The organism is Novosphingobium sp. BL-52-GroH, from assembly GCF_044813085.1.
GTDB lineage: Bacteria > Pseudomonadota > Alphaproteobacteria > Sphingomonadales > Sphingomonadaceae > Novosphingobium.
In genome coordinates, this window is sequence record NZ_CP171151.1 from 394,539 (window position 1) to 415,894 (window position 21,356).

At 63.3% G+C, this 21,356-nt stretch carries 18 protein-coding genes and 5 pseudogenes; 11 read left to right on the forward strand and 12 right to left on the reverse strand.

Going from position 1 to position 21,356, the window contains the following annotated elements; translation table 11 throughout:
• Positions 1–99 precede the first annotated feature (99 nt).
• The gene (locus ACFFDA_RS11965; protein WP_404478879.1) at positions 100–882 is read left to right on the forward strand and encodes an IclR family transcriptional regulator; all 783 of its coding nucleotides are present in this window, start codon (positions 100–102) and stop codon (positions 880–882) included.
• On the opposite strand, the gene cofC is transcribed toward ACFFDA_RS11965, so the two are convergent.
• From cofC to ACFFDA_RS11995, 6 genes are all read right to left on the reverse strand, one after another.
• Positions 879–1,469: a 2-phospho-L-lactate guanylyltransferase gene (gene cofC, locus ACFFDA_RS11970; protein ID WP_404478880.1), complete on the reverse strand. Its 591-nt coding sequence runs from the start codon at positions 1,467–1,469 to the stop codon at positions 879–881. The genes ACFFDA_RS11965 and cofC overlap by 4 nt on opposite strands.
• 1 nt (position 1,470) lies before the next feature.
• Positions 1,471–2,415, reverse strand: a complete 945-nt coding sequence (gene cofD, locus ACFFDA_RS11975) for a 2-phospho-L-lactate transferase (protein WP_404478881.1) — start codon at positions 2,413–2,415, stop codon at positions 1,471–1,473.
• Positions 2,412–3,161 (reverse strand): coenzyme F420-0:L-glutamate ligase, encoded by a 750-nt coding sequence (cofE, locus tag ACFFDA_RS11980; protein ID WP_404478882.1) that lies wholly within the window; start codon positions 3,159–3,161, stop codon positions 2,412–2,414. The genes cofD and cofE overlap by 4 nt, the downstream gene beginning before the upstream one ends.
• Before the next feature lie 10 nt (positions 3,162–3,171).
• Complete coding sequence (cofH, locus tag ACFFDA_RS11985) at positions 3,172–5,436, reverse strand: 5-amino-6-(D-ribitylamino)uracil--L-tyrosine 4-hydroxyphenyl transferase CofH (RefSeq protein WP_404479252.1); 2,265 nt, start codon at positions 5,434–5,436, stop codon at positions 3,172–3,174.
• Between the two features lie 83 nt (positions 5,437–5,519).
• Positions 5,520–6,176, reverse strand: coding sequence for an NADPH-dependent F420 reductase (gene npdG, locus ACFFDA_RS11990; RefSeq protein ID WP_404478883.1), 657 nt, complete (start codon positions 6,174–6,176; stop codon positions 5,520–5,522).
• Entirely contained in the window at positions 6,173–7,507 is a 1,335-nt protein-coding gene (locus tag ACFFDA_RS11995; RefSeq protein ID WP_404478884.1) for a cytochrome P450, read from the reverse strand. Before ACFFDA_RS11995 ends, npdG begins: the two co-directional genes overlap by 4 nt.
• A 54-nt stretch (positions 7,508–7,561) precedes the next feature.
• Between ACFFDA_RS11995 and ACFFDA_RS12000 the strand changes: the two genes are divergently transcribed.
• Genes ACFFDA_RS12000 through ACFFDA_RS12010 form a run of 3 tightly spaced genes read left to right on the forward strand, consistent with a single transcriptional unit; the run spans position 7,562 to position 8,917 of the window.
• Positions 7,562–8,080 carry a nuclear transport factor 2 family protein gene (locus tag ACFFDA_RS12000; RefSeq protein ID WP_404478885.1) on the forward strand — a complete coding sequence of 173 codons (519 nt, stop codon included), beginning with the start codon at positions 7,562–7,564 and terminating at the stop codon, positions 8,078–8,080.
• A 19-nt stretch (positions 8,081–8,099) separates the two neighbouring features.
• Entirely contained in the window at positions 8,100–8,561 is a 462-nt protein-coding gene (locus ACFFDA_RS12005) for a MaoC family dehydratase (RefSeq protein ID WP_404478886.1), read from the forward strand.
• A 38-nt stretch (positions 8,562–8,599) separates the two neighbouring features.
• Positions 8,600–8,917, forward strand: a complete 318-nt coding sequence (locus ACFFDA_RS12010) for a ferredoxin (protein ID WP_404478887.1) — start codon at positions 8,600–8,602, stop codon at positions 8,915–8,917.
• A gap of 154 nt (positions 8,918–9,071) precedes the next feature.
• On the opposite strand, the pseudogene ACFFDA_RS12015 reads toward ACFFDA_RS12010, so the two are convergent.
• Together ACFFDA_RS12015 and ACFFDA_RS12020 are read right to left on the reverse strand one after the other, a co-directional pair.
• Positions 9,072–10,288: pseudogene (locus tag ACFFDA_RS12015) on the reverse strand (IS701 family transposase).
• A gap of 64 nt (positions 10,289–10,352) precedes the next feature.
• Positions 10,353–10,694, reverse strand: coding sequence for a winged helix-turn-helix transcriptional regulator (locus ACFFDA_RS12020; protein ID WP_404478888.1), 342 nt, complete (start codon positions 10,692–10,694; stop codon positions 10,353–10,355).
• A gap of 88 nt (positions 10,695–10,782) precedes the next feature.
• On the opposite strand from ACFFDA_RS12020, the gene ACFFDA_RS12025 reads away from it, so the two are divergent.
• The 3 genes from ACFFDA_RS12025 to ACFFDA_RS12035 are packed head-to-tail and all read left to right on the forward strand — an operon-like array spanning position 10,783 to position 12,717.
• Entirely contained in the window at positions 10,783–11,418 is a 636-nt protein-coding gene (locus ACFFDA_RS12025; RefSeq protein ID WP_404478889.1) for a VOC family protein, read from the forward strand.
• A gap of 35 nt (positions 11,419–11,453) precedes the next feature.
• On the forward strand, positions 11,454–12,317 hold the full coding sequence (locus ACFFDA_RS12030; RefSeq protein WP_404478890.1) for an SDR family NAD(P)-dependent oxidoreductase: 864 nt from the start codon (positions 11,454–11,456) through the stop codon (positions 12,315–12,317).
• Between the two features lie 10 nt (positions 12,318–12,327).
• Positions 12,328–12,717 carry a DUF4345 family protein gene (locus ACFFDA_RS12035; protein ID WP_404478891.1) on the forward strand — a complete coding sequence of 130 codons (390 nt, stop codon included), beginning with the start codon at positions 12,328–12,330 and terminating at the stop codon, positions 12,715–12,717.
• A 665-nt stretch (positions 12,718–13,382) separates the two neighbouring features.
• On the opposite strand, the pseudogene ACFFDA_RS12040 reads toward ACFFDA_RS12035, so the two are convergent.
• Positions 13,383–13,571: pseudogene (locus ACFFDA_RS12040) on the reverse strand (AAA family ATPase); the annotation flags it as partial.
• On the opposite strand from ACFFDA_RS12040, the pseudogene ACFFDA_RS12045 reads away from it, so the two are divergent.
• Positions 13,568–14,335 (forward strand): annotated as a pseudogene (locus ACFFDA_RS12045) (Tn3 family transposase); the annotation flags it as partial. The pseudogenes ACFFDA_RS12040 and ACFFDA_RS12045 sit on opposite strands and share 4 nt — an antisense overlap.
• On the opposite strand, the pseudogene istA reads toward ACFFDA_RS12045, so the two are convergent.
• Positions 14,299–15,192: pseudogene (gene istA / locus ACFFDA_RS12050) on the reverse strand (IS21 family transposase); the annotation flags it as partial. The pseudogenes ACFFDA_RS12045 and istA sit on opposite strands and share 37 nt — an antisense overlap.
• Positions 15,193–15,474: 282 nt before the next feature.
• Here istA and ACFFDA_RS12055 point away from each other — a divergent pair.
• A complete protein-coding gene (locus ACFFDA_RS12055; protein WP_404478892.1) occupies positions 15,475–15,963 on the forward strand; it encodes a transposase in 489 nt (162 codons plus the stop codon).
• Positions 15,964–16,030: 67 nt separating this feature from the next.
• Here ACFFDA_RS12055 and ACFFDA_RS12060 read toward each other — a convergent pair whose 3' ends face one another.
• Complete coding sequence (locus ACFFDA_RS12060) at positions 16,031–16,774, reverse strand: hypothetical protein (protein ID WP_404478893.1); 744 nt, start codon at positions 16,772–16,774, stop codon at positions 16,031–16,033.
• A gap of 184 nt (positions 16,775–16,958) precedes the next feature.
• Between ACFFDA_RS12060 and ACFFDA_RS12065 the strand changes: the two genes are divergently transcribed.
• Together ACFFDA_RS12065 and ACFFDA_RS12070 are read left to right on the forward strand one after the other, a co-directional pair.
• The gene (locus ACFFDA_RS12065) at positions 16,959–19,352 is read left to right on the forward strand and encodes a TonB-dependent receptor (RefSeq protein WP_404478894.1); all 2,394 of its coding nucleotides are present in this window, start codon (positions 16,959–16,961) and stop codon (positions 19,350–19,352) included.
• A gap of 46 nt (positions 19,353–19,398) precedes the next feature.
• On the forward strand, positions 19,399–20,772 hold the full coding sequence (locus ACFFDA_RS12070) for a hypothetical protein (RefSeq protein WP_404478895.1): 1,374 nt from the start codon (positions 19,399–19,401) through the stop codon (positions 20,770–20,772).
• A 287-nt stretch (positions 20,773–21,059) separates the two neighbouring features.
• Here the strand turns inward: ACFFDA_RS12070 and ACFFDA_RS12075 are convergent.
• A pseudogene (locus tag ACFFDA_RS12075) lies at positions 21,060–21,329 on the reverse strand (transposase); the annotation flags it as partial.
• Between the last annotated feature and the right edge of the window lie 27 nt (positions 21,330–21,356).

The window sequence follows — 21,356 nt, forward strand, 5'->3', positions numbered from 1 at the left end:
GGCGCAAAAAAGGTGCCGGCCGGGTCTGCGAAAGCGCCGGCCGCAACCGCGAAGGCGCCCGCGCGTGCGTCACGTGCTACCCCGGCGCCTGCGTCCGAGATGGTCAACGCCAAATGGGCCGGTTCGGCGGCGCTGGAGCTCAAGACTCCGGTGCGTCCGGTTGCCAATGCGATCGGCATCCTGCGGCATCTGAGCGACGGTAAGTCGAGCACATCGACCCAGATCGCACGCGACCTGAAGATCAACGCCAGCACCTGCTTCAATATCCTGCGCACGCTGGTCGCAGAGAATATCCTGAGCTTCGACCAGGCGGGCAAGACATACAAGCGCGGCGCGGGCCTGCTGGGCCTGACGGCCGGGATGATGAGCCAGGAAGGGCGCATCCTGGCGGCGCGCGAGCGGCTGGCGGAATTCGCGCGGGAGCAGAATGCTACGGTCGCGCTGTGGGAGCGCGTGTCGCTCGACCGCAATGTGCTGGTGGCAACCGAGCATGGCAGCGGCAATGTCCGCATCTACCTGCAGGTGCAGGACCGGTTTCCCGTCTTGCTGGGATCGACCGGGCGGCTGCTGGCGACCCGGCTCGGCTTGTCCAAGGCGGAAATCCGCCGAAGGTATGCGGAGACCCGGTGGTTCAACAAGCCCGAGTTCGAAAGCTATTGGGATGACGCGGTAAAGGCTGCCGATACCGGACACGCCGTCGACGACGGCGATTTCTCTGCCGGCGTACTGACCGTATCGGTCCCGGTCGAGGATGGCGCGGGCAATATCGGCTATTCGCTTACCGCGCTGACCTTCCGCGAGCTTTGCCGCGGTCGTGCCGTTGCGCGCATGACCAAGAAGCTGACGGTCCTGTCGGAAGAAGTGGCGAAGTTCCTCTACTAGCGCGCCTCATCGAAGGCGCGAAGGTCCGTCGGCAGATCGAGATCTGCGGCGAGTCCGGGCCGCTGGATCAGTAGCGGCTCAACGCCGATTGACTGCGCCGCAAGGACGTGGTGCCGGCAGCTGTCGATTCCATGGCGATAGGGTATTGCGAGCGGGGGCCGGACCAGCAGCGCATTGGTTCCGAGACCGGAGCGGTCCGGCGCGATGACGACCGCCGAGGCTTCGCCTGCGGCGATCATCGCCTCCAGGTCGGCCGGTTGCAGCAACGGAAGGTCGGTGCTCACCGAAAGCACCGAGGTGGCGCCATTCGCTCGTGCCGCCATCGCGCCCTGTGTAAGCGCGAGGTTCAGATCGCGCCCTTCCTCGGGGTGCGCGCTCATGCCCGCTTGTGCGGCCTCACGCAGCAACGCGGGCGATCGGCTGACGACATGACAGCGTTCTGGCGCCACGACCGCCATGCACGCCCGCAGCGTTTGACGGTACAGCCGAAGGTTCAGGTCATACCGTTCCGCGTCGCAGAGCACCGAGGCAAGTCGGCTCTTGCCCTCTTCCGGCGGGTGGACCGCAATGACGATGCGCAGCGGCATCTCAGCGGCTCCGATCGCCGGAGCCGATCCGCGCGGCGAACGCCACGATCTCCTGTGCCAGCCGCCGACTATCCTGTGCATCGCGCATCAGGATATCCGTAGCCAGAATTGCGGGAGATGCATCCGGTTCCGAGACCCCGTCCGCGCGATCCACCACCAGCCCGTCGAGCAGGTCGCCATAATGCGCCGCCAGTGCCGCCGGTGACGGCGCGCTGCCCACCTCGCGCATGATCTTCGCCGCAGGCCCCTTCACCGTCTCCCCGCCGATGAATGGGGACAGCGCGACCAGCGGCACGCGGCGCGCGCGCAGCGCGGCGGCGATCCCCGGCACCGCCAGGATCGGCGCGATGCTGAGCCACGGATTCGACGGGCACAGCAGGATCGCGCGCAGCGACGGGCTGTCCAGCGCGGCGATGACGCCCGGCGCCGGGCGCGCGGCCTCCGCACCCTCGAACCGAATCGCCCGGAACCTCGGCTGCGCCTTATGGTCGACGAAATAGCGTTGAAACGGCAGTTCGCCCGCGTCGGTCAGTACGATCAAGCGCACCGGCTCCTCGCTCATCGGAACGATCGGATGATGCACGCCCAGCCGGGCGGCAAGGCGCCCGGTGACGACGGACAGCGAGTCCGTTGCGAGCCACTGCGTCCGCAGCACATGAGTCGCGAGATCGCGGTCGCCCAGGTTGAACCACGCCGTCCCGTCCAGCGCCCGGACCGCGTCCATGAACTGCCAGCTCTCGCCCGCCAGCCCCCAGCCGCGCACCGGGTCGTTGAGCCCCGCCAGCGTGTAGATCACCGAATCGATATCGGGACAGATATTGAGGCCGAAATGCTCGAAATCGTCGCCGGTGTTGACGACGATCGTCAACTCCTCCGGCGGAAGGATCGCCGCCAGCCCGCGCGCCAGTTTCGCGCCGCCGACGCCCCCGGCCAGCGCGACGATCATGGAAACAGGTCCATCGCGCGGTTGCGGACCAGGTCGGATGCCCGCCCTGCCCCCGCGCTCATTGCCAGGCCACGCAGGAGAACCATCGGCCGCCCCTCCGCCGCCTGCTCCATCAGTATCGACGCGGCGGCGGCGACCTCATCGGCCAGCCCCAGCTCACTCGTCGCGAGCGGCCGACCGAACAGGTCATGGACACCGCGCAGGTCTAGCAGCGCCGGCATCCCCGCCACACCGATCGCGGTGCCGATCGCCCCGTTGCGCCATGCCCTCCCGATGCTGTCGATGATCACCACGCCAACCTCCGCGCCGGTTCGCGCACGCAATGCCTTACCTAGCGCCGCCGCGCTGGCATCGGGATCGACGGGCAGCAGCAATGCTGACTCTGCGCCTTCATGGTCGATATTGGACTGGTCGATCCCGGCATTTGCCAGCACCAGTCCCAGGCGGTGCCGCACGATGATGAAGCCGGTGCGCACGCGCATGACCTCGCTGCTTTCGGACAGGATCAACTCGGCGAGGCGCGGATCCTTGCCCGATTCAGCCGCCAGCTCGAGTGCTGCTGGACCGGGGCACACGTCGGCGAGCCGAACGAGCCGCCCCTCCGCCTTGGACACCAGCTTTTGCGCCACCGCCACGATGTCACCGTCCGCCAGCGCCAAGCCTTCGCCTGCGAGCGCGGCAAGAAAGATCTCGGCAAGGTCATCGCCGGCTTCGATGCGCGGCAGGCCCTCGGGTGCGACCAGCATCAGCCGACTGCTAGGCATGGACAAGGCTCGCGCTGGTCACGCGGCCATACAGCGTCGTGCGCTGCTCGGCCGTCCGCCCGATTGACGCCGCCAGATCGGCCATGCCGCGCGCATCGAGGCACTGGCCGTTGACGCCTCCCGCCACCCGCGTGATCGATTCGTCCATCAGCACCCCGCCCAGATCGTTGGCGCCCGCCAGCAATGCCTGCGCCGCGCCGTCCGGCCCCAGCTTGACCCAGGATGCCTGGATGTTCGGGATGACATCGCCCAGCACGATCCGCGCGACCGCATGCATCAACAGCGCCTCGCGCCAGCTCGGCCCCGAACGCGCCTTGCCGCGCAGCCAGATCGGCGCCTCCATATGCACGAACGGAAGCGGCACGAATTCGGTGAATCCGCCCGTCTCCTGTTGCAGCCCCCGCACGGCGAGCAAATGCCGGGCCCAGTGGCGGTAGTGGTCGACATGCCCGAACATGATCGTCGCGGTGGTGGGCAGCCCCTGTTCGTGCGCCGCGCGCATTAACCCGATCCACTCATCCCCGGTCAGCTTGTCAGGGCACAGGATCGCGCGCACCTCAGGGTCGAGAATTTCCGCGGCGGTGCCCGGCAGCGTGGACAGGCCCGCCGCTTTGAGCTGGGCCAGGAATTCCGCGACCGGCAGTCCCAGCGTCTGCGCCCCGTGCAGGATTTCGAGCGGGGAAAAGGCGTGGACATGGATATCCGGTGCTGCCTCCCGCACCGCCTGCACCACGTCCAGATAGGTGTGTCCGTCATAGGCCGGATGGATACCGCCCTGCAGGCACACTTCGGTCGCGCCGCGCGCCGCCGCTTCGGCCCCGCGCCGCCCGATCTCGGCGAAATCGAGCCGATAGGCGGCGCCGCGCACCCCTTTCGAACTACCCTTGGAAAAGGCGCAGAAGCCGCATTTGTAGGTGCAGATATTGGTGTAGTTGATGTTGCGGTTGACGACATAAGTGACGCTCTCATCCACCTGCTTGCTGCGCAGCATATCGGCACGGGCGATCACCGCATCGCGGCTCGCATTTTCCGCCTCGAACAGCGCGACGATATGGCTTTCCTGTAACGGCTCGCCCGCCGCCGAGCTAGCCAGCACCCGCTCCACGATCGGATCGACGCGCGCGATCACCGACGCCGCGATGACCGGGACCGCCACACCCGTCCCGGCATGCCAGCCAGCGGTACGCGGCAGCCCGCGTGCGTCGATCGCGCGCAGTACGCGGGGCGCCAGTTTCGGATCGACCCAGCGCGCCGCATCGAGCGCATGGTCCGGCCCGATCGCCAGCCGCTCGACCAGCAATCGCCCCGCTGCGGCGGTGGCATCGGCCAGCGCAACGAGATGCGGCCACGGCGCTTCGGGATTCACATGATCGGGCGTCACCGGCGACACCCCGCCCCAATCGTTGACGCCAGCGCGGAGCAGCACGCCCAGCGTCGCCATCGCGTGCAGATTGGGCGGCGCCTGGATGCTCATTCCCGCGCCCAGCACCAGCCGTGCGGCGGCGATCGTCCACAGATGCTCGTCCAGCGACGGCTCCGCCACCGCCGCCATCCGCGTCCCCGGCTTGGCCCGGAAATTCTGGATGATGACTTCCTGGATATGGCCGTAGCGATCGTGCAGGGCACGAATCGCCAGCAGCGCCTCGATCCGTTCGATCCGGGTCTCGCCGATCCCGATCAGCAAGCCGGTGGTCATCGGCACGTTCGCGCGCCCGGCCTCCTCCAGCGCGCGCAGCCGCCGCGCGGGCAGCTTGTCCGGCGATCCGAAATGCGGGCCGCCGCGCTCGCACAGCCGCTGGGCGGTGCTTTCAAGCATGATGCCCATCGACACCGAATGCGGGCGCAGCGCGGCATAGTCGGCGGCGTCCATCAATCCGGGGTTGAGGGGCGGCAGCAATCCGGTCTCGTCGAGCACTGCGCGCGCCATCGCACCGAGATAGGCTAGGGTCGTGGGGTAGCCCAGCTCCTCCAGCGCCCGACGGGCCGCCGGGTAGCGCGCCTCCGGCATGTCGCCCAGCGTGAACAACGCCTCGCGGCATCCCGCCGCAACGCCCTGTCGCGCGATCGCAAGTACCTCGTCATGCGGGAGGTAGGCCGGTCCGGCGCGCGCCGGCGTCGTCGCAAAGGTGCAATAATGGCAGACGTCGCGGCACAGCCGGGTCAGCGGGATGAACACCTTGCGCGAATAGGTCACGCGCCCGCCGAAGCCGCTCAGCGTCAGCGCTTCGCTGTCCGCCAGCAGCCGGTCCGTCGACATGGCCGACAGCAGCCGCAATCTCTGCCGCCGACAGGTCGTAGGCGGCGATATCGGTGTTCAGGGTCGTCACGATCTCGCCTGCTTCATTCAGGGATGGTCAGATTGCCGGTCACGCGGATGCCCGCGCCGTGAACCTTGTAGGTCTTGTTGAGGAAGATCAGCACCGACGTCATCGCTTCGGCGGCGGCCGAATTCGCCAGCGACCCGGCGTGCAGCCCGCGCATCCCCATCGCCTCGATCAGTGTCACGACCTGCGCGCGCGCGTCACGATCGTCGCCGAACACCAGCACGTCGCACGCCACATCCTCCCCGCTCGCCAGCCGGTCGGCGGCGACATTGTGCAATGCCGATACGACGCGCACCCCCTCCCCCAGCAGCACTTGCGCGCGGACCGCGGCGCTGCCCTCGGCCGGCAGTTGCACGCGCATCACCTTTGGCGGGACCAGCGGAACGGTGGTATCGACGACGATCTTGCCCACCGCGCCCGGCGCGATCTCCGCCAGCGTCGATTGCTGCGCAGCAAAGGGGACCGCGACGATCAGCAGGTCGCCGGCGCGGGCGGCGTCTGCGTTCGACATGCCGATGACGTCCGGGCCGATCGCCGCTGCGCCCTCTTGCGCCCGCTCAGCATCGCGCGATCCGACGACCACCCGATGGCCCGCCCGCGCCAGCCGTCCGGCGATCGCGGCACCCAGGCTGCCGGTGCCGCCGATGACGGCGATCGTGACCGTGCCGCTCACGCCGCGTCCGCCATCGCGCGGGCGTCGAACTTCAGGTTGAGCCGGATCGGGCCGCGCAGTTGCACATTGTCCAGCCGCTCGATCGGATCGTCGGATGCCGGTGCGATTTGCTGCATGCGGGGAAGCAGATAGTTTAGCGCGATCCGGACCTCGGCCCGCGCGAGGTGGAGGCCGATACAGGCATGTGCGCCATAACCGAACGCCAGGTGCCGTGTGCCCGGCGTCGAGTCCGGCCGAGGCCGGTCGATCCGCAACTCATCGGGCGCGTCGTATATGCGCTCGTCGCGATTGGCGGACGCCAGCATGACCAGCAATGTCGCGCCCGCCGGGACGGGCACCCCGCCGATCTCGACGTCACGGGTGGGGGAACGCATCGCCATCCGCGCTGGCGCCTCCAGCCGCAGCATTTCCTCGACGAACGGCGCAATCTTCTCCGGGCTCTCGCGCAGCAGTTCGGCCAGATCAGGGTCGTTCGCCAGGCGCCACAGTGCATTGCCAAGCAGGAACGTGGTCGTTTCGTGCCCGCCGATCATGAACGTCTCGATGACGTTGACGATCGCTGCATCCGCCAGCCGGTCCCCGTCGATCTCTGTGTGCGCGAGCAGTGAAATCAGGTCATCGGTCGGATTGGCGCGCCGATCGGCAATCTCCGCGTAGAAGAAATCACCCATCTCCGCGATGCTGGTCGCCACCGCGATCTGCCGCTCGGGCGATTGCGGCCCTTCGAACCGCGACATCACCTCGTCTGCCCAGAATTTGGTCTTGCCGCGCGCCTCCGGTGGCAATCCCAGGAAGCTGGTGGTGACCGCGTTGGGCAACAGCGCGGCAAAGCCGGACACGAATTCGCATTGCCCCGATTTCAGCCAGCGATCGGCAAATTCGCGCACCAGCGCCTCGATCTGCGGTTCGATCTGCCGCACCACCGCGGTGGTCAGCACGCTCTTCACCAGGTCGCGCACCCGCGTATGTTCGGGCGGATCGGCGCGCATCAGCACCGGGGTTTCGGGGTAACGCTGCATGATCCGGTCGATCTCTTCCTGCGCCGGACTGGGGCCGAACACGGCGAACATGTTGTTTTCCCCGACGCGCGCGGAATAGGTCTGCCAGTCCATCAGGATCGCGCGGCACTCCGCATGGCGCGTCACCGCATAGGTGCCGGGTGCCATCTCCACGACGGGGGCGATTGCCCGCATCTCGGCAAACGGGCATTTTTCCGACTGCATCTCGTCCCTCTCCCTGCGCTTCGGCGTACGCTCGCCACAGCTAGCACAGATGAACAATTCTGGGTCAAGAACATCGTTCTGTATTGTTTTTATCGCGCGCTTGCGCATAAGGCCGCGCAAAGACTGCGGCGGCACGACGTCGCGACGGGCCGGAGAGTGAAGTTGTCCAACGCCGAAGCATCCCGGTCGATCGAGACCCGCCTTCAACTGCTGGAGGACGAGGCCGAAATCCGCAACCTGATCGCGATCCACCCCCTCCTCGCCGATACCGGATCCCCGCGTTTCTTGCGTCGGCTGTGGGCCGACAATGCCGTGTTCCAGCGGAGCGACGGCCAAGGATCGCTGACGCTCGACGAAATGGAGCAGAGCACGGTCGGCCCGGCCCATCGCAAGGCGCTGGACGGCGGGCTCGCGCATTTCTGCGGCAATCCGTTCATCAAACTCGACGGCGACCGCGCAACCGCGATCAGCTACCTTCAACTGCTAACGCCCGACCCGGACGGTGAACTCACCGAAGTTTCGGGGCATGGCGCATCGCGCGGCTTCTTTACGATGAAGGTGGTCGCCAATCACTGGAGCCTGATCCGCACGCCGCAGGGCTGGCGCGTGGAGGACCGGGTCGCACGAACACTGAATGGCGATCCCGAGGCGCGCGCGCTGCTCGAACGGGGTGCGGACTGAAATGACGACTGGAGAACCGATGAACGACCTGCCTCCCATCGCACAGGGCAAATACTGGAACGAGCTTCCGGTCGGCACCGCCTTTCGCACGCATCGCCGGACGATCACCGAATCGGATCTGGTGAACTTCATCAACGCCAGCGGCATGCTGGAACAGATTTTCATCGACGCCGATCATGGCGGCGCGATGGGGGGCCGTCCTGTCCCCGCCGCCCTCACCTATTGCTTCATCGAGGGGATGCAGATGCAGACGCTGGTGCAGGGCACCGGCATGGCATTGCTGGAGGTGAGCACGAAGGTGGTGGCGCCGGTGCGTGTCGGGGATTCGATCTGGGCCACCATCGCGGTGGTGGACGTCAAACCCACATCGAAGGGTAATCGCGGCGTTATCACCTTTGAAGTCATCGTCCACAACCAGAAGGACGAACCGGTCCTGTCCTACATCGTCAAGCGGCTGATGGCGGGCAGCCCCGCCGCCTGACCCACCAGCAATTGTCACCATATCGAAGAGGGAAACGAATGCCCACGCTAACGGTCGTCACGCGCAACGGCGATACCCGCGAAATCGACGCCACCACCGGCCTGTCGCTGATGGAGGCGCTGCGCGAGCATGGCGTCGACGAACTGATGGCGCTGTGCGGCGGTTGCTGCAGCTGCGCGACCTGCCATGTCTATCTCGACCCCGCCTTTGTCGACGTGGTTCCCGCCAAGAGCGGCGATGAGGACGATCTGCTCGACAGTTCGTCGCACAAGACCGAGCTGTCGCGCCTGTCATGCCAGGTGCCGGTGAGCGACGCGCTGGACGGCCTCACCGTCACGATCGCACCCGAAGACTAGCATTACAGTTGCATTTTTGACTTGATATGAGCGCGCCGTGCGGCAGCCTGATGCGCTCGTCTCCAGCATGACCAGGCGATGATGTAGGCGGGCTGGATACGACGCTGGGCCAGCTTGTTGGCGATCCGCCGGATTTCCTGGATCGACCAGCGGATCAGATCCTGATGGTCGGCATCCTTAGTCTTTTTGGGGGCGTCGCGTGGTTGGCGCGATATCGGATCACCGCCATCATGGCGAAAGCGAGCATCACGAGCGAGACGTGGCGATGCCAGCCATGCCATGATCGCGTTTCGTTGTGATCGAGGTCAAGCTCGTTCTTGGCGGTTTCGAAGCTGTCTTCGATTGCCCAGCGATGACCTTCGACGGAAACAAGCGCCTGGATGCCTGTCCCGGCGGGGCACCAGGTTGTGAAGAAAGCGAGATCGCCGTCGCTGATATTGCGGCGGATCAGAAGGCCCCGGGTCCAAAGTCCCGATTTCGTCTCATCATATTCATCAGCTTCGAGATCGGCGAGTTCGCAGTAAGCCCAGTCATGAAGCCGCGCGCCCTTGGTTCCCTCGCCAGCAGACAGGCGCTGCCATGCATCGGGCGCAAGATCGCGGGCAATCTCCTCCGCTTTGCCCGCGACCATGGGCTTGCCTGCCCATGAGCCGAAGTAATGATCGGATTTGACCCCGAGAACATAGCCTTTTCAGGCTCGGCGCAGCGCGCCCTCGATGTCGCCAACGCCGTATACCGCATCGGCCGCCACCCAGGAAAAAGGCACATCTGCTGCCAACGCGCGCCCTATCATATCGACAGCCAAAGCCGGTTTGGTGGCGAAGGCGATGGTCTCGGGAACGTGTGTGGCAGCCAGCCTTGCTGGATCGCCGGTCCAACTCTTGGGCAAATAAAGCGCACGATCGATAAAGGCATGGCCCTGTGCCGATACATAGGCGGCGAACACCCCAATCTGACAGTTTGTGATCTTGCCCGCCGAGCCGGTATATTGACGCGCAACACCACAGGATGCCTTGCCCTGCTTGAGGAACCCGGTCTCATCAATGACCAGAACGGCGTCCTGTGTGCCAAGGTTTTCGACAACATACTCCCGCACAGTGTCGCGCGAAGCCCGTCCGCGTCCCAGCGCCCCCGGCCCAAAATGGCCTGCTGTCGCCAAGGCCCCGGATCACCCGCCGCCTCTGCGCGCATCCAGCCCGTCTTACGGCGCTCGTCACCCAGCAAACCATCCAGGAAAAGGTTCGCTGAGGCTGCAACGCGTTCCTGCGTGAACAGGTCGCGCATCCGAGCCTTCACGTCGCGAAGCGACGATGCCCATAGCTCCAGCGTGGTCTCAATCGATGCACCCGTCATCCACGGCCTCCTTACCATGGAGACCCATTGATTCAGAGTTTCAATCAATATGCAACTGTAATGCTAGCCGCTCCGCACGCAATCAAGCAGTGTATGTCGTCCACCACGCCATGAGCGCATCGATAACAGGGGCGAGGCCACGCGCTTTAGTGGTGATCGCATAGTCGACCCGCGGCGGGACTTCGGCATACACGGTCCGCGATACCAACCCGTCCCGCTCCAATTCGCGCAACTGCGCCGTCAACATATGTTGCGTTATGCCGGGGATCGAGCGGAGCAACTCGCCGAACCGATGCACGCGCTCGTTCAGCAGCCACAGGATTTCCAGCTTCCACTTGCCCGATAGGATCGCGAGCGCACGCCGCATTTCCGTATGCATGTCGCCACCGGACCCAATGGAACAGCCATTACTCTGCTTTTCCATACTAACAGACAACTTTCCATCCTACTTGCGACCTGTTGTCTTAAACGACATCTCCGCTGCGTTGTGATCGAATGCAAGGGATATCGCCATGTTCAACGACGAGACGACCATTCACCCGACGCTCCATCATGTTGGCCTCACCACTGGCGACATGGACCGGCTCGCCATGTGGTACGCCAAAGTGCTGGGCATGCGGCTGGTGTATCAATCGGAAAATCCGATCGGCGCGCCTGAAGGGGAGTTTCGCCCTCGCGCGGCATGGCTGAGCAACGACGCTGCCAATCACCGGATTGCGCTGGTCGAAATTCCGGGGCTCGGCTTCGATGTCGACCGCGCCAGGCACCAGCGCCTGCAGCATGTCGCCTTCGCCTATCGGTCGCTCGACGAACTGCTCGGTACGTACAGGCGATTGAAGGGGCTGGGTATCGTGCCCATCCTGTCGGTCGATGAGGGCGCGCAGACAGCCTTCTATTATGAAGATCCGGACCGCAACAGCATCGAGTTGAACGTCAGCAATTTCGCCGAGTTCGAGGACAATTGGGGTTCGATCGAACATATGCAGACCTCCCCTGATTTCGCCAGGCGTCCGCTGGGCGTGGACGTCGATCCCGACAAACTGGCGGCGGCGCGTGAAGCCGGTGCCAGCCCTTGGGACCTGCACAAGCGCGCGTGGCAGCATGAGTTCGCCCCCGCAGTGCCCTATGATCCCATGGCACTTCTTTGACCGATGAATGTCCTTTGCCTTTAACGGAGATTGTCATGGCGGAACGTTCGCTAAGAGATAGTAATTTCGTTTTCTTCGGCGGGTCGGCGGGAATTGGCCGGGCCGCAGCCGTCGCGATCGGGCAAAGAGGGGCTAATGTCCTGATCGTCGGCCGCGGGCGCGAGGCGGGGGAAGCGACGGCGGCGGAGGTAAAGGCGGCGGGCGCCGCCTCGGCCGAATTTGTCAGCGGCGATCTGTCGACCGTGGGCGGCATCGCTAAGGTCGCCGCCGAGGTCGGCAAGTGGAAGCCGGCCCTCCATGGCGTCATGCACACGGCGATGGCGGCATTTCAAGGCAAGCAGACGACATCCGACGGCCTCGAATTCGCGTTTGCCCTGCAGTATCTTGCGCGGGCTGCGCTCAATCGGCTGCTCATCGACCCGCTCGCCGCTTCAGGGGACGGACGCATCGTGCATATCGCCGGCAATGTCCCGACGCTGTTCATGCCCGATCTCGACGATCTTCAGTTCGAGCAGCGTAAATGGAGCTTCTTCAAGTCGGTGCTTGGCACGCATCTGCTTGGCTTCCTCCACACACAAGAGGCGACCAGACGCTGGGCCGAACGGCCGGTGACGCTGACGGCGGTCTGCGTCAATTCTACAAAGACCAAGGCGATGGCCGATCCGGGCATGCCGCTGATCATGCGACTGATGGGCAGGTTCGGCACCACCCCGGAATTGTCGGCGCGCAATGCCGTGCGGGTGCTGTCCGAGGCTTCCGCAAAGGATGCGGCAGGTGCCGTGCTTCGTAATCCCAAACGCTATGCACCCGAGCGACTAGCGCTGGACGGACAAAAGGCGGCGAGGCTTTGGGAAATCACAAACACCATTACCGCCAAGCATGGCGTCGTCCTGCCATGAGGGCCATCTGATGAAGATCGATTGGACATTCTGGCTGCTGCTGACAATCGGGCTAAGCCTGGTGGGCGTTGGAGGGATCTATTGGGTCGATCCCGACATCATGTACGGGCTTTACGATGCAGACCCCGGCGGTAAAATGGAGCACCATCTCGAACGGACGGGTTTTGGCGGATTGCATGTCGCAATCGGCATGGGCTTGCTCGCCGGCGCGGCAACGCCGCGTTTACGGCCCGCAGCATTGAGCCTCCAAATGATCTATCTTGCCGGAATCGTCTTTGGGCGCGTCGGCAGCTTCATCTTCGATGGCGTACCTGCCTCGCCGGTCATAATGCCCGAGTTCGTTGTCGAGTCGTTGCTACTCTTGGTGACGATCAGGCTGCACAGGTCCGCTCAACTTTGAACGGTGGGGACATCCCGTCCGTCGCCGATCATCGACCGGCGATGTAGCCTGTGCGGCGGTGGCGATCGCGAACGGGAGCGCGCGCATCGTCACGCTAGCGATTGATCGCAGCTATCATCCTGCCGGATTGGGATAACAGTGGCTCGCGCGAGGGCGCCGGTCAGCAGGCGCGCCACTACCGCAGGTGAACCAAGCCCCGAACCAGTTGGCATAAACTTTCAGACGGATGCGACGCGCGAGAAGGGATCGGCCCGATCGGCAACATCATGGCCATCGTCCGGTCAAACGAACCCGAGACCCAGAGATACTCAAGCGAATCCACTAATGGCCGGTGTCAGCGCAACGCGACGTTCCCAGTCACGGCGCCGACCGGCAGAAATGTCCCAAGCCACGTCATTCGTCGTAATGTACGACAAACAGGTGTTTACGATGCGCGAGGGTGATGGCGGCGCTTAGCGCATATCTGGCCCGTGTTTATGTGTCGCCCCTTATGTGTAGCGGCCTGCAATGATGATCGGCCGGACGCACAATGATGGACGGTTTCTGACGCACATTGCGTGAGACTAGCGGGGCGCTGCGACGCACGTTGATTGAGACGCAACCCACGCTGACTGCGACGGACCCAAGATACGGCGAGGCCGGCGCACGATCGGCTCGTCCTTGGGTCAGAGCGGCAGGCCGGCTGCCCTCATTTCATCGGTGAGTTCTCGGGTACGGGCTGGATCGAGCGCGCCCCGAAGAAGCTTGCGGATTTCCAGCGGGCGGGCATCGAACTGCTCGGCCAGGCTCTTGGCGTCGTAGCCGTGGCGGGTGAGCTGCGGCTCCAGGTCATCGATCTGACGGGACAGCACGCCGTCAGCTATACGGCCTGCTTCCCCGCATACGCATCACCGATTTGCTGGCCGAAGTGGGGGTATGGACAGGATTTGCCGATTGTTTCACGCACGTACGAAACGGGGCGCCGTCCCACGATGGGCAAGCGCTGATGGCCGCCATTTTGGCCGATGCCACCAATCTGGGCCTCGGCCGCATGGCGGAAAGCTCGCAAGGGTTGACCCACGCACGCCTGATATGGACCGCACAATGGCACATCCGCGACGAGACCTATTCCGCAGCCCTGGCAGCCATCGTCGATCATCATCACGCGTTGCCCCATTCGGCAATTTGGGGGCCAGGAACGGGATCACCGTCCGATGGGCAGTTTTATCGAGCGGGTGCCAAAGGTGAGGGCCGCGCGGATTATAATGCCAAATACGGCTCGGAGTCCGGCGTGCTTTTCTACACGCACGTGTCGGATCGCTACGCCCCGTTCTACAACAAAGTCATCGCCGCCAACGCCGGCGAGGCCGCCCATGTGATCGACGGGCTGCTCAATCATGAGAGCCAACTGGAGATCCAGGAGCATGCCACCAACACTGCCGGCGCGGTCGATCATGTGTTCGCCCTGTGCCATTTACTTGGTTTCCGGTTTGCTCCGCGCATTCGCGATCTCAGCGAGAGGCGGCTCCACACGCTTGCCCAAGGCACCGAATTTGCCGCCCTCGATCAATTGATCGGCGGTGCCGTCAATGTCAAAGCCATCGAGGATGACTGGGCAGAGGTGCTGCATCTGCGCGCATTTACGACCTCATCGATGAAGCGGCGATAGTCGGCAAGGTCGGAGAAGTCGGCGCTCCCGCGCAGCAGCAGCGCATCCCTTATGGCAGCCTTGATATGGCCATGGGCACTCTCGATCGCGCCGTTCTCATGAGCAACGCCCCGGTTGTTCCTCGTGGGCTCCATTCCATAATGGTCACAGAGCGCGTCATAACGCTTGGTCAGGTCGATCCTGGCATCCGCGTCCAGATTGCGGAAGGCGGCCGAGAGGCTGTCGGTACGATGAAGCTTCGGCGCGCCGCCTGCGGACCAGAGCGCGTTCTGCAGCCCTTCGGCCAATGCGACGAAGCTCTCGCCGCCCAGGATGATGTGCCCGTGTTCGAAGCCGCCACATGGAAGCCGGAAGTGATAGAGCAGGTGGTCCAGGGGCTGTCCGGCGATGGAAACTCCCAGATCGTCCATGCACGTAAAATCGGACAGGCCGAGCCGCCCGGCCTCGTGCACTTGCCGGAAAATGACTTCGCGATCTTGCCCGTTCAGGGCGCGCCAGTCGCGAATGCGCCTCTCCAGGGTTCGCCGGGAGCCGAACTCCGTCTCAGGATATCGGCGCCGCAGCTCCTCGAAGATCGCTACGGGCCGAAGGCCCGGGGCAGCCTCTAACATCGGCACGACAACTTCATCGAAAATACCGGCAAGGGGATCGGGTCGGCGCCGGCTGCGCGGTGTTGACCGCTGTGATGGCAGCCGGGTGTCCTGCAAAACCCGATAGCCCGTCGCCGGACTGAACCCGGCCTTCGCCGCCGCCAGCGCGACGGGGTCATAACGTCTGTTGGTCATGAAAAGTCTCACTTGATGATCGTTGATGTGTCGGCCGGCCACACGCCAGGTCCTCCTCCCCGGAAAACCCTATGCATAGCGGCCACCACGACCATCACAGGCACCCGGCAAAGAGTGCCTCCAGTGTGTCGGGACCGGCTACGGGCTACGCCCTACGCCGATCCCGACACACTGGATTCTCATCTTGATTGTCGCGCTTTCTCATTCAGATCGCCGCGCAACAATTGAGCCTATCTCGGTGTCCACCAAAACGGCAGCAGGCCAGAGATCGTCGCCGGCGAGCTCGATGCATCGCCGACGATCCGCATCGTTCTGGAGGCGCTAATGAAGGCGCGGGTCGATATCCTGGCGCAGGTCGCCATCCTCGACGGAAAGGTCCGATCCTTGTCACGCGGGAATGGCATCGTGCGGCACCTCATGACCGTACCTGGCGTGGGCGCCATCACCGCGCTTGGCTTTGTCGCCACCATTGATGATCCCGCACGGTTCCGCCGATCGGCGAGCGCCGGTGCCTATCTGGGTCTGACACCGAAGATATACGCATCGGGGGAAACGATGAAGGTGGGGCGGATATCGCGCCGGGGCGACGACTTCCTGAGGCGCAGTCTCTATGAGGCGGCGAACGCTTTGCTAACCCGCGTCGCGCGCCCCTCTGCACTGAAGGCATGGGGCTTGCGCATCGCGAAGCGCGGCGGCTTCAAGCGGGCAAAAGTGGCCGTAGCCCGCAAGCTCGCCGTCGTGCTTCATGCCATGTGGACCACTGGAGAGGAGTTCCGCTGGTCAACCAGCACTTCGCAACCACTCGCCGCTTAGCCTAAGCGAACGATCGAGCTGCCGAGATCGTCCGACCAGGACGATGGCGAGAACCGAGTTCCGACTGTCAACAGGCGCGTGCCCGGCCCCGGTCGGCAACCGCGTACACCACATTGGCCGGTTCAACCCATCCTACGCCATGCTGAGGCGGATCCGTTCTGACCTCGAAGAGAACCATGAGCCTGGTCGCCGATGCCATCAGCTTGACAAACGCGATTAGAGAACATTGACGGACGCGACCCTCGCTCCTGCCACCGTCATCGAGCGAGGCGCGTGCCTTTTCGGCCCGGATCCGCGGGTTGCCAGTATCGGCAGAAAAATAAATGTGGCTGAAGGTGACGCCCGCTGCGGTCGCATAATGCCTTTGATGGCGGTCGAAATAAGCGCGCAGCACGGTGTCGTCCGGCACCGGATTGACCGAGCGATTTTCCTCAAGGAAGCGCATCTTTTGAATCACGCGGCGACGAATTATCTCGTCGCCGCGATCGATGCCGCGGGCAAGCCCCTCCTGATACAGCACTTCTTCCGCGACATAGTCGTCGATCACGCCCCGGAAGGCCTGTGGCGACGGTGATGCTCCGAACCGTTGCCGATATTCGACCGCGGGTCGTTCGCGCGCGAACGTGTCGACTATTATGCGGCGGGCATCATGCGTGCGCTGCCAGGCAAGTCCAGCCAGAAACAATAAGCCTCCCAGCGCGAGAAAGTGGAGCAGCGGATCGCGCAAAAGCCGACCGAGGGTCCAGGTCCCGCCAGCGCCCAGTCCCTGCTGCGCGCGTTTCGGCGAGTCCCAGCAACGATGCCCGATCATCCATTATCCCCACAAAAACTCACGGTTTTCCACCCCTGCCGCATCCCTTTGGCGACAGACGATGGAACATTGACGCCGTTCATAAAGCGAGAAATGATCTCTATCAAAGAACTTGAGAAAGCTTTCTCGACATTATCTCTACTATTTCGATAGAGATCAGCCGATTGAGAATTCGGGGGGAGTTATGATGTCCATTCGTCGGGGTAAAATCGGTCTCACGCGCCATGTAACGGGCGTCAGCATCGCCGCCTTGACGGCTGCCACCGGTCTTCTGCCCACGATAGGGTGGGCACAGGAATCTTCGGCACAGGCGGCTGCCTCAGTGGATGCCGAAACGGGAGATACGCAGGGGGGGGAAATATTGGTCACTGCCCGTCGGCGCGCTGAAAACCCGCAGGATGTGCCAATCGCCTTGTCGGTGTTCGGTGGAGAGGAGCTGGAAAAGCAGAATATCTTTACGATCGAGCAGTTGCAGCGCGCAGCGCCGAGCCTTCAGATAATTGGTACGAATCCGCGTAACACCAACATCAATATCCGCGGGTTGGGAGCCAATATCGGCCTGCAGAACGACGGGTTGGAAAATGGCGTCGGCGTCTATCTTGACGACGTCTATTATGCGCGGACGGGTCAGGCGACCTTTGATCTGGTCGACATCGATCGTATCGAACTTTTGCGCGGGCCGCAGGGCACGCTTTTCGGCAAGAACACCACGGCAGGCGCTCTCAGCATCTACACGCGTCAGCCCAGTTTCGAACCGGAGTTCCGCGGGGACGCCAGCATAGGTTCACGCGAAAACTATCAGGTTCGCGGATCGGTCAGCACTCCGCTGAACGACCGTGTCGCCATACGCTTGTCTGCTGCCCAGACTTCGCATGGCGGGTATCTGCATAACACCACCTTGGGCAAGGACATCAATGATTACAATAATTTCTCCGTAAAGGGCCAGGTTCTTGCCAAGCTGACCGACGATCTCACCCTACGCCTGATCGGCGACTACGGCCGGCAGCATGAGGCAGGCTATGCCACGGTGAATACCGATATCGCGACACAGCGCACCACACCGGCTGGCGTAACCAGCACGATCCCCAATGGAATTGCCGTGCGTGCGGCCCGTGCGGGCTATGTCCTGCCGCCGATTGAACCCTATTCACGTACAATTGATACCGATCTGGAGCCCAGCATTCGCATGAAGCAGGGCGGAGGTTCTGGAAAGCTGGACTGGGCGCTGCCCTCATTCACCATCACATCCATCACCGCCTGGCGCTTCTGGGACTGGAAGCCCCGCAACGATGCGGATGGCACGGCTCTGCCCGTCCTCACGGCTGCCTATATTGAAAGCAAACAGCGGCAGTTTACCCAGGAGATCCGGTTGGGCTCCGCGGGCAAGAACACAATCGATTATGTAGTGGGCGCCTTCTATTTCCATCAGTCGCTCGATAGCGATGCGCTGACGTCTTATGGGTCTTCGGCGCCTATCTGGCTGCTGGGCGCCGACACGCCGGTGAATCAGGTCGCGCTCAACGGCTTTGCGGTTGCCGGTAAATCCCGCCTGCGCGTCGACAGCTATGCCGGCTTTGGACAAGCCACCTGGAACATAGATGACCGGCTGTCGCTGACGCTGGGTGGTCGGTACACCAAAGAGAAGAAGATCGGATCGTTCGTCCAGACGACCAGCGGAGCCGATCTCTCTGGCCTTTCCGCTGCGGATCAGGGCGCAGCAAAGGGCGTTCGCGGTGCTTTCGGGGCTCCTAACGCCTACGATGCCGAGACGAGCGAAAGCAAATTTTCGGGTCAGGCCAATCTTGCCTTTCGGTTCAGCAACGCGATACTGGGCTATGCGACAGTGTCGCGCGGCTTTAAATCTGGTGGCCTTACGCTAACTAACGTGCCTGCCAACGTTCCGAAGGTCATCGCGCCGGAGTCCATCGATCACTATGAGGTCGGCCTGAAGACGCAGACGGCCGACAAGCTGCTAACGCTGAATGTGGCCGGGTTCTGGACGATTGATAAGAACTACCAATCCACCATCTACGATCCGATTCGCACGACCACCTATGTCTCCAACGTAGGAAGGGTGCGGTCGCGGGGTGTCGAGATCGAAGGCGGCCTGAACCCGATAGAGGGCCTGACCACCTATGGTGCGTTCACCTATCTTGATGCCAAATATCTGTCTTTCAAGGCGTCGACATGCCCTATCGAGATATTAGCGCCATCATGCGACCTGAGCAATCGCCGTCTGCCCGGCGCACCCAAGTGGTCGGCCGCTTTTGGCGGTGAATATAGCCATTCGGCGGGCGGCAATGTCGAGACATATGCGGGGCTCGACTATAGCTATCGCTCCGGGATATTCTTTGCGTCCAACCTGTCGAAATTCTCGACTATTCCCGGCTATTCGCTGGTGAACGCCCGGATCGGCGCGCGGATCGGCACCCGCTATGACCTGTCGATCTGGGCGCGAAACCTGTTCGACAAAAACTATCTGGTGTCGCGTCAACCGGCTGCCTTCAACACCGGCCTCGTCAGCGGCCTAGTCGGCGACCCCCGCGTGATCGGTGCGACGGTGCGCGTGCGGCTCTGACCATCGGGCGCACGTAAAGACGCCAACATAATTAGGAGAAATGAGCATGAAAAATCGGATCTTTGCCGCGGCGACTGCGGCGCTTCTACTTACCACAGCAGGAGCCCCCACATTCACTGGTGGCGTCGCGCATGGAAAGACCGGTGCGGCGGCAGCGCCGGTGCTCGCCACCCCGGAACAACGCGCCGCCGAGAAGCATCTGCTGACGTTGCTGGCCGATCCCGCGATCAAGGCCGCGCAGCAGGCAATTATTGCCGATCTGAAGAAGGATCCGGGGGCAAGCACGACCGACGGCGCGGCCAGGCTGACCCACGCGGTCGATCAATGGACGACATCGCTGATCCTGCGGGAACTGGCGGCTGACCCGGTGCGGCCCAGCATAGTGTGGACCACGGACAACACGCCGCACAGTTGGTTTGGCTATACCGTCCCCGGCGCGGCGGTGGCCGGTGACAATCCCGACCATATCTACCGCAATTCATTTCTGCAGCCCAACGGCCAGTATGAGATCAGCGGGACGGTCGATCTCCAGCATCGTCCCGCGCAGTTCAGTTTCGAGGTTACGCGCGGCACGGCCGGCAAGCTGGGTCTGGCCCGGCAGACGCGTGATCATGCAGATATGGGTAACCTGCTCGGCATGATTACCGATCGCGATATCAAGGTCGAACCGGACGGCCGCTTCAAGATCATAATTGGCGGCACCGGTGGCGGCACCAACCATCTGCCCGGATCGACCGAACCCTTTTCGCTCAACATCCGTGACGTATTGTCAGACTGGACCCAGCGCCCGAACGCCCTAACCATTCGTCGCCTTGACGCGACGGACGCCAAGCCATTGAGTGATGCGGTCATTCGGAAGCGCGTCCTTGAGGATATATCGGGCTATGTTCGCTTCTGGGCGGCCTTCAAAGATAGCTGGTTCGGAGGATTGCAGCCGAACAGCATCGTCGGTCCCGTGCAACGCGACGGCAACTGGGGCTTCCTGGCGGCGGGACGATATAAGCTCGCACCCGATGAAGCGGTCGTTCTGAAGACCACACATGGCACGGCGCGCTATACTGGCGTCCAGGTGACGGATCCGTGGATGGTCGCGCCGAGCGCCAGCACATTCCAGACCAGCATCAATAGCGCGCAATCAACCCCCGATGCCGACGGCGGTTATACCTATGTCATCAGTCCCGTGGATCCGGGGGTCGCGAACTGGATCGACACTGGCGGTCTGCATGAAGGCTATTTTCTGGCTCGCTGGCAGGGATTTGATAAGGGTGCGAAGTCCGATGGACTGCTCCAGAGCTTCACGGTCGCGAAGCTTGCCGACATCCGCTCGGGCCTGACCGGAGTGCCCCGGTTCGATGCGGACAAGCGGCGCCGACAGGTGGCGGAACATACTGCCGCCTACAGCTTACGCACCAAGCCATAAGGCTGCGCCCGAAGGCAATGAACAGTGTGACCGGAAAAGGGGCGTGACATGCGGTATCGCGGGATGATGCGTCATAGTCTTGCAGGCGCGATCGCGCTTTTCGCCGCAGGGGCACCCCCGCCAAGGTTGCGACATGACACGCCCTCGGGCGCCTCCTTCATATGAGGCTGGCAACGACCTCATCCTGGCACATTGCAATGCCTTTGCGAGCCGTCCAAGACGGTAGCACCATTCTGTGAAAGCCGACGGTCGGCCGCCAACCGATCGTGTTTAGGGTCCAGACTCGTTCAGAGCCAGAAGGCGACAGCGGCGGCGAGGCTTACGCCTGATAGGAAGTTCCTGGCGAGCTTGTCGTAACGGGTAGCGACGCGGCGGAAGTCCTTAAGGCGGCAGAACATGGCCTCGACCCGCCAGCGGTCCTTGTAGCGGCGCTCGTCATACTGGATTGGGCGTTTGCGGTTGCGCCGTCCGGGGATCACGGGGATCGTGCCCTGCTCGCGCAAGGTCGCCCTGATGCGGTTCGCGTCATAGCCACGGTCGGCAATCACCCGCTTCATGCCGATGGTCTCGCCTGTCCGCCGTCA